At 56.3% G+C, this 12,439-nt stretch carries 15 protein-coding genes; 9 read left to right on the forward strand and 6 right to left on the reverse strand.

Going from position 1 to position 12,439, the window contains the following annotated elements:
- Positions 1-22 precede the first annotated feature (22 nt).
- The 4 genes from ACR0L9_RS18600 to ACR0L9_RS18615 are packed head-to-tail and all read left to right on the forward strand — an operon-like array spanning position 23 to position 2,984.
- Positions 23-727 carry a hypothetical protein gene (locus ACR0L9_RS18600; protein WP_170818484.1) on the forward strand — a complete coding sequence of 235 codons (705 nt, stop codon included), beginning with the start codon at positions 23-25 and terminating at the stop codon, positions 725-727.
- On the forward strand, positions 724-2,061 hold the full coding sequence (locus tag ACR0L9_RS18605; RefSeq protein ID WP_480896384.1) for a DUF6638 family protein: 1,338 nt from the start codon (positions 724-726) through the stop codon (positions 2,059-2,061). The genes ACR0L9_RS18600 and ACR0L9_RS18605 overlap by 4 nt, the downstream gene beginning before the upstream one ends.
- A gap of 1 nt (position 2,062) precedes the next feature.
- Positions 2,063-2,329 carry a hypothetical protein gene (locus ACR0L9_RS18610; protein WP_170395242.1) on the forward strand — a complete coding sequence of 89 codons (267 nt, stop codon included), beginning with the start codon at positions 2,063-2,065 and terminating at the stop codon, positions 2,327-2,329.
- Positions 2,330-2,339: 10 nt separating this feature from the next.
- Positions 2,340-2,984: a DUF1523 family protein gene (locus ACR0L9_RS18615; RefSeq protein ID WP_170395244.1), complete on the forward strand. Its 645-nt coding sequence runs from the start codon at positions 2,340-2,342 to the stop codon at positions 2,982-2,984.
- Between the two features lie 38 nt (positions 2,985-3,022).
- On the opposite strand, the gene ACR0L9_RS18620 is transcribed toward ACR0L9_RS18615, so the two are convergent.
- The 6 genes from ACR0L9_RS18620 to ACR0L9_RS18645 form a co-directional block, all read right to left on the reverse strand.
- On the reverse strand, positions 3,023-4,117 hold the full coding sequence (locus ACR0L9_RS18620) for a flagellar basal body P-ring protein FlgI (RefSeq protein ID WP_170515447.1): 1,095 nt from the start codon (positions 4,115-4,117) through the stop codon (positions 3,023-3,025).
- On the reverse strand, positions 4,114-5,121 hold the full coding sequence (locus tag ACR0L9_RS18625; RefSeq protein ID WP_480896385.1) for a flagellin: 1,008 nt from the start codon (positions 5,119-5,121) through the stop codon (positions 4,114-4,116). Before ACR0L9_RS18625 ends, ACR0L9_RS18620 begins: the two co-directional genes overlap by 4 nt.
- A gap of 2 nt (positions 5,122-5,123) precedes the next feature.
- Entirely contained in the window at positions 5,124-6,575 is a 1,452-nt protein-coding gene (gene flgK, locus ACR0L9_RS18630) for a flagellar hook-associated protein FlgK (RefSeq protein ID WP_480763268.1), read from the reverse strand.
- A 33-nt stretch (positions 6,576-6,608) separates the two neighbouring features.
- On the reverse strand, positions 6,609-7,904 hold the full coding sequence (locus ACR0L9_RS18635) for a flagellar hook protein FlgE (RefSeq protein ID WP_255611994.1): 1,296 nt from the start codon (positions 7,902-7,904) through the stop codon (positions 6,609-6,611).
- Positions 7,905-8,002: 98 nt separating this feature from the next.
- Positions 8,003-8,842: a flagellar motor protein MotB gene (locus ACR0L9_RS18640; RefSeq protein ID WP_480736704.1), complete on the reverse strand. Its 840-nt coding sequence runs from the start codon at positions 8,840-8,842 to the stop codon at positions 8,003-8,005.
- A gap of 83 nt (positions 8,843-8,925) precedes the next feature.
- Positions 8,926-10,251, reverse strand: coding sequence for a FliI/YscN family ATPase (locus ACR0L9_RS18645; protein ID WP_480896407.1), 1,326 nt, complete (start codon positions 10,249-10,251; stop codon positions 8,926-8,928).
- A 107-nt stretch (positions 10,252-10,358) separates the two neighbouring features.
- Here ACR0L9_RS18645 and ACR0L9_RS18650 point away from each other — a divergent pair, with 107 nt between their 5' ends.
- The 5 genes from ACR0L9_RS18650 to ACR0L9_RS18670 are packed head-to-tail and all read left to right on the forward strand — an operon-like array spanning position 10,359 to position 12,432.
- Positions 10,359-10,745, forward strand: coding sequence for a FlgB family protein (locus ACR0L9_RS18650; RefSeq protein ID WP_170567490.1), 387 nt, complete (start codon positions 10,359-10,361; stop codon positions 10,743-10,745).
- Positions 10,746-10,756: 11 nt separating this feature from the next.
- The gene (flgC, locus tag ACR0L9_RS18655; protein WP_170597151.1) at positions 10,757-11,143 is read left to right on the forward strand and encodes a flagellar basal body rod protein FlgC; all 387 of its coding nucleotides are present in this window, start codon (positions 10,757-10,759) and stop codon (positions 11,141-11,143) included.
- 12 nt (positions 11,144-11,155) lie between these two features.
- The gene (gene fliE, locus ACR0L9_RS18660) at positions 11,156-11,446 is read left to right on the forward strand and encodes a flagellar hook-basal body complex protein FliE (RefSeq protein WP_170734158.1); all 291 of its coding nucleotides are present in this window, start codon (positions 11,156-11,158) and stop codon (positions 11,444-11,446) included.
- Positions 11,447-11,449: 3 nt separating this feature from the next.
- Positions 11,450-11,722 carry a flagellar biosynthetic protein FliQ gene (locus tag ACR0L9_RS18665; RefSeq protein WP_170395271.1) on the forward strand — a complete coding sequence of 91 codons (273 nt, stop codon included), beginning with the start codon at positions 11,450-11,452 and terminating at the stop codon, positions 11,720-11,722.
- Positions 11,722-12,432, forward strand: coding sequence for a flagellar hook-basal body complex protein (locus tag ACR0L9_RS18670; RefSeq protein ID WP_480896386.1), 711 nt, complete (start codon positions 11,722-11,724; stop codon positions 12,430-12,432). Before ACR0L9_RS18665 ends, ACR0L9_RS18670 begins: the two co-directional genes overlap by 1 nt.
- The last annotated feature ends 7 nt before the right edge of the window (positions 12,433-12,439 follow it).

Here is a 12,439-nt window from a genome sequence, read left to right on the forward strand (position 1 = left end):
AACAAAATCCGACCTTAGTTGGATGACCAGAGAAGAGGTGGCCGTTCTTGGTACTCTTTCTTTTATCTGTAACGAACTAAATGTTTTTTCGCGATTCCTGAGACTCACTGAGCAGCAGGTTGACGACATTGGCCCGGTAAAGTTTGCGGCTGATTTGCAATACCATGTGGTTCTTAGAACCTTAACTTCAAAGGCATTTGAGGCTCATGATTTCCTCGAACAAGTAAGTAAGAAAGCTAAATCGACAGATTCTGAGATTTTTGGTTTATTTCAAAATAAAGAGAAAGAAATCAAAGAATTAAAGCTGTCTGACGGTCACTCTAAGAATCAAAACATAAGAAACGAAATAAGCTTTCACTACAAATTAAAAACAGCCAAAAAGAATGCCGATAAGCTACCGGAAGACGCGGATGCGTCAGTATACCTAAACCCTCTAGACTGTAATTCGTATAGCGTTTTGGGAGAACAACTGATGTTCGTGGAGCGCTTGAAGCGATTTTCTGATGGGGACAAGAAATTCGAAGATCCAGAAAAGCTTGGGAAGAGTTGGTTAGAGTGGTCTTCACAAGTCGTTTTTCTGATCATGAAACTACAATCGGAATTGATTGGTTTCGTACTGAACAAAGTGGAAAAGGTGGCGAGAGAGACAAGTTACTTCGTAGAACCTAAATTCATTGTAGTTGATAGCGACGCGGTGATGCCTGTATTTTTTCGGAGCGACGAATGATCCGCCTCATCGAAAAAGGCCTGATGTTCGGCAATCTCGTACACATCTCCAGCCCGGCTCTGGTCGAGCGGTATAACCGCGCGCTGCAGCATCTGGCGGGCAAGACCACGGCTCTGACGGATTTTCATGTCGATATCTCGGGCTATTCGCCGGAGGTGGGGATTGAGCTGGAGGACGAGCTTTACCTCAACCCCAACGGGGTCAACCGGCAGTTCATCTTGCTGACGACCGAGCAGAAACGCGCGCCTCTGTTGAACGTCAAATTCTCGACCTCGCGCGATATTCTGCGCGAATTCATCGAGATGAACGAGGCACAGTTGTTTGCCTTGACCGCCACCGATGCGGTGGCCGGAGAGCTGGTGAACTCAGTCATCAAACTCAGCACGCCGCGCGACCTGTTGAACCTGAGCAAGATCGAGATCGAGGCAGACACCGCAGGCGGCACTCTGCGCAAAGCGCAACAACTGGCGGGCATGGTCGAACGCTTCAAAACCGAAGAGGACGCTTGGTTCGACGATGTGCTGATCGCCAAGATGATCGAAACCGCCAAAGAAACTGGCGACGTAACGCGCAATCCGGTGCGCCTGCGCCATACCGCTTTCGAGCAGCGCAACTTCTGGACGGCACACTTTGGCGGGCTCTACCTGTTCCCGGATATGGATCACCCGGCGGCGATTTGCATGGGCGAAAAGCCTGACGATATGCCGATCAAATATATTTTTGACCCGTCGCAGCGGAACCAGATTGCCAAGTTTCTCGACTACAACGATCTGGTTGAACCTATCGTTAAGGCGCGCGGCGTGGATGCCGCAGCGATCTTACAACAGAAGATGGACTTTCTGACCATTGCTGCGGCTGCTGACGCAGATGTTGATCTGAGCGGGCTGGATCGCAGCGATATGCGACGACTGGCCCGCAATCACGCCGATCGCCTACCCGAGGCGTATCACGGCCTCGCACAACTGTTGCGCTGGGCGACGGATGGCGGGCGCTGGCCACGCATCACCTCGGATCATCCCGCTTATTTCTACACATTGCGCGCAGCCGATACGCCGAACCGCGATCTGGTGAATATGCTGTTGACCGAATTGGCTCCGCTGGATCCGCGGCAGATGTTCATCTGCCACAAGGAATTGTTTTATAGTACTTACAGGACCTGGCCCGAGACCAAGAAAGCCTATGTTGCCGACTTCCTTGCCCGCGAGTATCAGGTGGACAAGGCTGGTGCGCGGGCGGCTCTATTTGGTCATGAACCGGATATGACCGGCAATGACCGGGTCAGCGAAACAGTGATCGCACGGGTCGGCCCTTGGGGCGCGGTCAGGAGAGATTAAGATGTTCGGAGCGATGCGCCTGTTTCTGATCCTGCTGGTGATCCAGACGATTGCCTATTTCGCGCTGTCCTTTTATTCGCGAGGAGTTAGGCGGCGAAAGTTGGAGACGTGGTGGGACGAAAAGGGCAAAACCGGTAACAAAGAAGCGTTTGTTGCGCGTGGTTTGCACGTCTACGACAACTCATTCCGGCGCAAACTGATTTTGGGTGTCTATATTGTACCTTGGGTGGCGATTGGCGCGCTGATCTACATCGTGAATTACATGTGAGGGTTAAGGCATGGCCTATGTGAAATGGGCGTTCATTATCATCTTCTGGGGCACGATCGCCGTGATCTTGCAGTATTCCTTACCGCAGCACGATGTGGTGCGGATCGTCAACACCTATGAGGAACGTCAGGACCTGACGGACTGGACGCGAATTTTCTGGTCCGAGCCTGAAGATCAATCCACCAGCCTGTCAAACCGCGATGTACAGTTCATTCAGGCCGTACGCGCCAACGGGAAGCCCATTGTCTATCGCAACGAAGACACCGGTTGGGGCTGGCCGCCTTATTTCAAGTTCGACACTGCGAATCTTTACACCGAGGCCAACGATGCCAAGTCGACCAAAGATAACCCCGATTGGGTGGTCGTAACGCATTACGGCTGGCGCAATGAGTTCATGTCGATTTTTCCCAACGCAATTTTCATCCGGCATGTTGAGGGGCCGGATGTCCGCATCATCCCGTGGTTCAATATCGTCTTCCTGACTGTGTTTGCTGCGCTGGTTTGGGCCATCTGGGTTCGATGGCGGCGGTTTCGGCAAAAGAAGATCGATCCTGTTTTGGAGAACATGGAAGATGGTCTTTACGCCGCTGGTGATGCAATAGATGAAAAGCGCAAGGGCTTTCGCCGCTGGCTGGACAGTTGGAAATCCAAGTAAAGTGGTACACCAAAAGGCGTGCGCTGTGGTCTGACTGCTCATCTCACGATGAACTCTGCATGAAGTGCCCCGGCAGCTTTGATGGTTTTCAGGATGTCGATCATATCGCGTGGCGACACGCCCAAGGCGTTCAACCCGGCGACCACTTCGGACAAGGTGGTTGCCTCGGGGATTTCTGCAAGCCCCGTTCCTTCTTCCTCTTCGATCCCAGCGTAGGTGCGCGGAACAACGACTGTTTCGCCTCGCGCAAACGGATTTGGCTGAACAGCAATCGGGGCTTCCTCGACCGTGAGGGTCAAGTTGCCCTGCGATACCGCGACGCGTGAAATCCTGACGTCCCGACCCATAACAATTGTGCCGGATCTCTGATCCACCACGACGCGGGCCTTGCTTTCGGGTTCGACCAGTATGTTTTCAATACGTCCAATCGCATGCGCGGTTGATACGGCCCGCGTCGCCTCAATGCTCAACTCCACAGTGCCGGAATCGCGCATGAGTGCGACGGCGCGGTTGAATTCTCTGTTGATGGCGGCCTCAATGCGGCTTGCGGTCGTGAAATCCGGTTCTCTCAGCGCCAGTCTGAATTGAGTCAAATCAGCAAGCTGAAAATCGATCTCGCGCTCTACACGCGCGCCCGAGGGTATGACGCCCGATGTCGGCACCCCGCTTACAACCGACGCTGCTTCGCCTTCAACCGCAGCGCCTCCGGCTAGCACTGTCCCTTGCGCCACGGCATAAATCTGACCATCTGCTGCATTCAGGGGTGTCATGATCAATGTCCCCCCAAGAAGTCCTTTGGAATCTCCAATGGCAGAGACGGTGACGTCAATCTGACCGCCGACGCGCGCGAAGGGTGGTAGGGTGGCGGTGACCAAAACGGCGGCGACGTTTTTGGGGCGAAAATCTTCGCCATTCACGTTTACGCCCAGCCGTTCGAGAATGTTGGACATAATCTCTTCGGTGAACGGAGAATTGCGCAAGCCGTCGCCGGTGCCATTCAGGCCAACCACAAGGCCGTAGCCAACCAGATCATTGCCGCGGACACCATCGAAATCCACCAGATCTTTCAGGCGTATGGCCCCCGCATTGGCAATGCAGGGTAAGGCTATCAAAAGGAATACGAGTATCTTCATCTTAAGAAATTCACCAGTGACAGGTTGGCATTGCGAACGGTCACGGAATACAGACTCTCCAGTTGGAACTGCACGGTTTGCAACTGTGCCGCAGTCTCATAGGGATCTGCAGCGATCAACGCATTGCGCGCATGCTCAGCGCTGGTCTTTGCGGCGGCGTTGCGCGTTGCGGCTTGCTCCACACGCGCCTCAGCCGCGCCGACCTGGGCGCGCAAATTGACCGTCGCATCCTGTGTATTGGCCAACTCAACACCAAGTTGCGTGAACAATGCGGTTCGTAGATCAGGTGTCCATCCAAGCGCATCATCTGTGGCCAGAGCCGCAACCGCAACATCGCGCAAAGCGTCCTTGAGCGCGGGGTCTGTCGCAGTGATCGGAAGAGTGATCCGCTCGTTCTCGGAAATCTGCATCGGAGCCAAGGTGTCTGTGCCACCTTGATACATCACCGCATCAAATCCGGCGGGGTCGTTGAACCAATCCTCAGCGGCCTGTTGGATATCTGTTAGGGAGGTCAGCCCTATCAATTCGGCCTGCAGCGCTGTCAATAATGTTTCAGCGGAGGGCAGAGGTGAGACGTCAGTCGATGTTCCGGAATACAGGCTGCGCCCTCCCGCCCGCGTATTCAGGGCTGAGATCATTGTGTCGAGCTCATTTCGTGCCTGAACCGATGCTTGTTCATGTGTCACGGTCTGGTTCGCCGTGCCGAATGATAGCAGCGACGCTGACATCTCGGCGACCGAGCCGCTTAGCGTTGTCAGGCTCAATTGCATTGCGTCCGTGAATAGCCGCGCCTCGGCGGTGGCGATGGAAAGCGCGTCCAACCGTTCCAGGCTGCGATCTAGATCCAGTAGGTGCGAGTAATCACCACCCAGACGACCCGAGATATCCTGCACCTTGCCGGTGGACATCTCATACGACAGTGTTTCGATTTGTGATTTGATCTCGGCGCTGCGAGTTCTGAGGGTAAGGCCGCGGGCCAGATCCCCGATCGAATTCAGTGTCATGTTCATAACCTCAACAGGGTATCCATCAGTTCATCCACGACGGCGACGATGCGTGCGTTTGCGGCATAGGCCTGCTCGATCTGCATCAAGCGCTGCAGTTCCACGTCACTGTCAACACCTTGCTCCGCGACGACTTTTTGCATTTCCAGCTGCGCGTTTGCTGCAAAACTGCTGCGCTGGTCAGCTGTGTGTGCGTTTGCCCCGGCTTTGGAAAGCAACGCCTCGGCGATCTCGGCCGCGCGCATCGTGCCTGTCCCAAACCCCACGCTGGGGGCCGGGCGCGAGTCGGTCAGAACGGCCCCAAAAGCTTGCAACTGGCTGGCATCACCCGGCGCACCGGGGATCAATGCCCCCAGACCCGCGCGTAATCTCCAGCTGTCACCCCCTGCATCCGGGTCGACCACAACATTTAGTGAGATGCGCGACGCAAGACCGGTTTCAGAAACCGAATCAAAGCGGCTGCCGTCATCCGTGAAGACGCCCGGATCGGTCGCGGCAGCGGTCGGGTCCAACCCGGTGGTTTCAAAGCGCTCGATCAGGTCGCGGGCGACGGCGTCCAGATCGGCTTGCGCTTCGACGGTCAGTTCGTCGCGGACCGAGAACTGGGCCATCAATGCGCCGCCTCGGATTTGGGCGAACTCTCCGCTCACGCGAACGGGTCGGCCGTTGATCTCGAGCCCGGACAACAACCCGTTGCCAACGGTCATATGCGGCATGGTATCGCCTGTGGTCGAGAACGAAAATTCGGCCGCGGTTCCTTCCAGCAGGATCAACCCGCCATCGGAATAAAGGGAAATCTGATCATTATCGCGCGCGATCGCGTTGACAGGCACCAACTCGTTGACTTGATCGACCAGAATCTGACGATGATCCAACAGCGCGCCAATATCACCGCCCGAATTGCGGACAGCGGGGATACGAGCATTCAGTTTCTCGATGTCTTTCAGAGTCTGATTCAGCGTATCGACCTGTTTGCCTATCGTGCGATCCGCATCGGATCGCATTTGCCGCACCCCTTCGGACGCTGTATTGAGCGCTGTGCTCAATGTACCGCCTGCACGGGCGGCCTGATCCAGCCGTTGGGCTGAGCCGGGCAGGCTTGCAGCTGTAATCAGGCTGCTTTCGAATTGGGCCAGTCTGGCCGAGATCGAAGTGGCATCGTCGGCTGCCCCCAACAGTTTCTCGTAACTTGAATGAAATTGCGCCACGGTTTTGGCTGCCATCAGGTCTGCATCGGTCGCACGGCGGTTTGCGATCAGTACCGGATCCTGGTGCCGAGTGATACCAACGACACGAACGCCATTACCAGAAACTGCGCTGGTCGCCAGTTCAAGCGATCTGCGAGCATATCCCGGGGTCAAGGCGTTGGCGATGTTTCCTGAAACCACCGCCGCACCACGGCTGGCTGCGCTCAGCCCGCCCAGAGCGTTGTTCAGTGCTGTCGACATATTCATCGGACGCATCCCTTTCGTTGATCAATCATCAGATCAGCGTTTGATATTGGTGGTTTCCTGCAGCATCTCATCCACAGTCTGAATGACCTTGGCGCTTGAGGAATAGGCCCGCTGGGTCTGGATCATTGAGGTCAACTCGGTGGCGACATCGGTGGTCGATTCCTCGCGTGCGAAAGACACGAGATCGCCTGTCGGACCTTCACCCGCGTTCCATAAGAAAAAGGTGCCGCTGTCGCGCGAGGGGGCATAGGTCTGACTGTCCAACGCCGTCAGACCGTTTGGATTCGGCACATCGGCCAGTGGAATCTGGAACATCCGGCGGCTGACCCCAGTATCATAGAAAGCATAGACATAGCCGTTCTCATCAACCTGTACGCTTGTCATCGTGCCAACGGCCGAACCATCGCGTGTGATCGAAACCGGAGCAAAGGTATCGGAAAGCTGTGTAATGCCGTCCGCATCGCCGATCTGGCCGATGTTGATCTCCATCGGTCCGCCGGCGACGTTGACGACAACGCTGCCGTTTGCCGGGTCATAGGCACCGCCGGTCACGGCGGTGACGCTGGCTAGTGTACCACCGGCTGTACGGCTATCGGTGAAGGTCAGGGTATATTCTCCGATGACAGCGCCGCCCGAGGCTGAATCGCGCAATGTCATGGTCCATTCATTGCTGCTGCCGGTTGCAGGAACGGTGGGGACCAATTCGATATCGACGCTTTCAGACTTGCCCAAATTGTCAAAATACTCGACCGACAAGGGCTGCGTGTCACCCGGAGCACCGGCGTCGGTCGCTGTTGCAGGCAGGTTCATCCGCAGGTTCATGGATGTTGTGGGGGCGCCCGAAAGTTGATTAACGCTTAGCTGAATGGGTTCCAGAGCGGCGGGCGTATCCCTCGGGACGCTGGGGATCGAGCCATCTGGATTGGCACGCCAGCCAAGAAGTACAAGGCCGGATTGTGTGACCAGATATCCCTCCTCATTGGTGCGGAATGAGCCTGTCGTGGTCAGCAGCATCTCATTTGAACCTGACGCGATCTGCGAACTGGGACGGACAGGCAGCATGCCTCTACCGCGCACGGCCAGATCGGTTGAATTGTTGGTGGTTACCAGCGATCCGCGCTGATCTATCAGGCGTTGGCTGGTGGTTCTGACCCCGCCTGCCGAATAGCTGCCGCCCTGACCAGACGTGACCATGGAGTGAAAGTCGGTCTCGACCCTTTTATAGCCAAATGTCGATGAGTTGGCGATGTTGTCAGAGATCGTGGCCAGCCTGTTGGCGTTGGCCTTCAACGCTGCCACACCGGCATTCAGCGAAGAGGATATGGTCATCGGTACGCCCTTTTGTTGCGTCATTCGTTGATGCAACACGTACCGCACTGGCCCTTAACAGCCGGCTAACAGCTAAAATGCTGTCTATCCTTTACCCCTTAAGGGTTGCGTAAAAAGATGATCTCAATCCGATTATTGCGTATCGCCATGGGGTTTTTATCCGAAAGCTCTCGGTCCGCGTGCCCAGTCACGCGGTCCAACCGCTGTGGCTGGATGCCTTTGTTCTGCAGCAGTTGGCGGGTGCTTTGCGCCCGCGCGGTCGACAGATCCCAGACCGGGTTATTCGCCAACACGACAGGCACAGACCGCACATGCCCTTCGACCGCGATTGCGTTTGTCACCAGATCAGAAGACCGCGCTACCAAAAGTGTCAGCGCGCGCATCATTTGGGTTGGCGTGTCTGTCCCCGATTCGAACAACGGTTGATCCTCAGTGGCGAACAGCTCGACCACCAGCCCTTCGTCGGTGACGCGGGTCACGATGTGCTTGCGCATCTTATCGGACACCAGGCTTTCCCCAGCGCGCCCCAGCAACTGCGCCTCAAGCGACGAGAAATCTTCGAACGCACCCTTACCGCCGCCTTTCGCATCCACGCCGGTTGATCCGCGCGCCTGTTTCGCCTCGGTGGGGTTCCGATTGCTGGCACCTGATCCATCCATAACCATGGTTTTTTCCGAAAACATGTTGTCACCGCCGAAGGCACCATCGCCACCGCCCGAGACCGGATTGACCGGTATCGTGGGCGAAAAATAATCCGCCAGACCCTTGCGTTGCGTCTCGGTCGTTGCATTCAGCAGCCACATCAACATGAAGAACGCCATCATGGCAGTGACAAAGTCCGCATACGCGACCTTCCACGCACCACCGTGGTGAGCATCGCCACCCGATACACGTTTCTTCTTGATGATGATTGGCGCCGCATTGGATTGCGCACCCATCTCCACCACCTTCTATTCACCCGCTTACTGGCCTAGCAGGGCAGGTGTTAAGGTGGGCTTAACACTTAAAACTGTTCTGAATTCTAAGACTGCGACACCGGGTTTACACCAGCGCGCCTTAAAATCAGAGATAATCGATTAAAGCTGTTTTCGATACCATCGGGATCGGCCTTCGCAAAAAAGCTATCTAGCTCTTCGTGGACTCGGACGGCGCGATCCAACAAAGGATCTGTTCCTTCGGCATAGAGACCGGCTTTGATCATCACCTCAGATTGCTCATAACTGCCGACCAGCTTGCGGGTTTCTGTAATCAAATGGTTCTCATCTGCGGTCGCCGCACCTGGTAGGCTGCGTGATACGGATCGGCTGAGGTCAATGGCCGGGAAGCGCCCGCGTTCGGCGATGTCTCGGCTCAGCACGACATGTCCGTCCAAGACGCCGCGCAGAATGTCCGCAATGGGCTCGTCCATGTCAGAACCCGCGACAAGAACACTGAAGACTGCGGTGATGTCACCTTGATCGGCAGTTCCGGGACCCGCCCGTTCGCACAGGTTTGCAATCAGCGGCGTGACCGATGGCGGGTAGCCACGTAGCGATGGGGCCTCACCCATTGCGGCGGCAATCTCGCGGTGCGCTTCGGCAAAGCGGGTAACTGAATCGGCCAGAAACAGAACGTTTAACCCTTGATCCCGCAGGTATTCCGCCACCGACATGGCCGACCATGCGCACCGTCTGCGTATCAGGGCCGATTGATCCGAGGTTGCGGCCACGACGACGGATCGTTTCAGACCTTCGGCACCCAGGGCGTTCTCGACAAACTCATTCACTTCGCGCCCGCGTTCGCCCACTAATGTAACGACCACCGCATCCGCCTGGACTGAGCGGGCAAGCGTCGCCAGAAGTGTCGATTTGCCAACGCCTGAACCAGCGAACAGGCCGATTCGCTGACCCTGGACAATGGGCAGCATCGTGTTGAGGATGGCCAACCCGGTTTCCATACGACCACCCAGCGGCTTGCGCGATACCGCGGTTGGCGGGGCTTGTATAAGGTCACGTTCAAGCGTGCCAGGCAGTAGGGGCTTGCCGTCCAGAGGTTTGCCAAACGGATCGATCACCCGCCCAAGCCAATGCATTCCGGGCGCAAAGGCAGGCATCTGGTCGAGAGAGACCTGATCCCCCAGGCTTACGCCATCGGGTGCGGAGGCTGGCAGCATATGGATCGCGCCTGATTCGACATGCAGGACCTCGCCCGGCAGGTCCGGGCCTTTTTGTCGGCGCAGCGTCAGATGATCCCCGATCCGGGCTTGGGCGGTCAGACCATCGATTTCAACCACGCCGCGCGCAACACCGGTCACACGCCCGATATGGTGTACCGCCGACATCCTATCGAATTCGCATTTCAGACGCATCGGATCGAGATCGGCCATCGCAGGTCCTCCAAATAGATTTGTTGAAAACGGTTTCTAAAGGAATCGGGGTTAAGCCTTGATTGAAATTGATCGAGGGAGAAGCCCCGATGTTCAATGACCTGAACGTTTTTAAGACTGCGTACGCAATGGCAACCCATGCCGGACAACGGCAAGCGGTTGTCGCGCGCAACATGGCCAACGCGGATACGCCGGGATACAAGCCCCGCGATATTGAAGCCTTCCAGACAGCGTTTGAAAACACGAGCCGAGAGGTCGCGATGACCGCGACTCGGACGGGTCATCTGAATGGTGATGTGCGCGCTCAGCCTTGGGCTGAATTCACGGTCGCGGCTTCGAGCGATCCGAATGGCAATGGTGTTTCATTGGAAGAAGAGATGCTGAAAGCTGTCGAGGTCAAGCGACAACATGACCGGGCATTGGCGATCTACAAGTCTTCAATCGGTGTGCTGCGCACGAGTCTGGGCCGGGCATAGGGGGTTTCACGATGAGCGATTTTTCCTACTCGTTGGACGCGTCGGCTAGCGCACTGCGTGCGCAAGCAGCGCGGTTGCGTCATGTGTCCGAGAACATCTCGAACGCCGATACGCCCGGATACCGGCGTAAGACAGTCCCGTTTGAGACAGTCGAACGGGACGGAAATGAAATGGTTCAGGTGGGGCGCGTCAAACTCGATCGTCGCGACCTGAGCCGAATTTATGATCCTGGCCACCCTATGGCTGATGAGACTGGCCATTACAGAGGATCAAACGTCGATCTGATGATCGAAATAGCAGACGCCCGAGAGGCGCAGCGCAGCTATGAAGCCAACCTCAAGATGTTCGACCAGACCCGGCAGATGTCATCGAGTCTGATGGATCTACTCCGAAAATAAAGGAATACCAGAATGGATGTTCGCTCACTTACCGCCGCACAGAACTATACGGGTGCGCGCCCTGCAACGCAGGCCGACCCCGAACATCAGGGGACAGCGCAAGGGCTGCGATCCTCGTTTCAGGATTTCGTGGCGACGCTGAAACAAAGCGAGCAAGTCACGCAATCTTCGATGGTTGGGCAGGCCGACCCGCACGCTTTGGTTCAGGCGCTGGCGCAGACAGAGTTGGCAGTGGAAACGGCTGTGATCGTTCGGAACAAAGTCGTTGAAGCCTATCAGGAAATCTTGCGGATGCCGGTCTGAACGATGCTGAGCGAAGGTCTGTTCTACGACATCGTGCGCCAGGCGCTTTGGGTTGCAGTCATCACGTCGGTTCCGATCCTGGCGGTGGCGCTGATCTCGGGCCTTACAGTTGGTTTGTTTCAGGCGCTGACCTCGGTTCAGGAGATGACCCTGACCTTCGTGCCTAAGCTGATTGCAATCGTGGTCGTGTTCTGGATGTCGATGGGCTTCATGACCCAGACCCTTGTTACGTTTTTTACCGGGACATTGGTCCCGCTTATTGCCGGAGGTCGCTAATGGACACCGCTTATGTCACCTTGTCCCGCCAATCCGGTCTCATGGATGAGATGCGAATGGTGGCCAACAATATCGCCAATGCCAACACGACCGGGTATCGTCAGCAGGGGCTGGTGTTCTCCGAATTCGTCCGGGATATGCCGGGCAATCCTTCACTATCGCTCAGCCGTGCGCAGGTTCGAAACACTTCTCTGCAACAAGGTGTGCTGACCGAGACAGGCGGGTCCTTCGATTTTGCCATCGAAGGGGACGGGTTCTTTATGATCGAAACGCCCGCAGGGAACCGCCTGACGCGTTCCGGTAGTTTTTCACCCAATGCTGAGGGCGATCTGGTGACGATGGACGGGCACCGGGTTCTGGACAGCAATGGCGCGCCGGTCTTTGTCCCGCCCGACGCCGCAACGATCGATGTTGGCAGCGACGGCACGATGAGCGTCGATGGACAACTTCTGAGCCAGATCGGTGTCTACAACGTCGCCGATCCCGAATACCTGGTGCGCGAAGGAAGCACACATTTTCGTGCAGGCGGGCAGGTGGACCCGGTGGACGAGCCGGTCGTGCTGCATCGGTTCCTCGAAGGATCGAATGTCAATGCCATTGGTCAGGTGACCCGGATGATTGAAATTCAGCGGGCGTACGAGCTTGGGCAGAGCTTTCTTGAGGCCGAAGACGAACGGGTTCGCGGGGCGCTTAAGGCATTGATGCGCTGATTACCGG

The organism is Ruegeria sp. I3 (genome assembly GCF_056532525.1).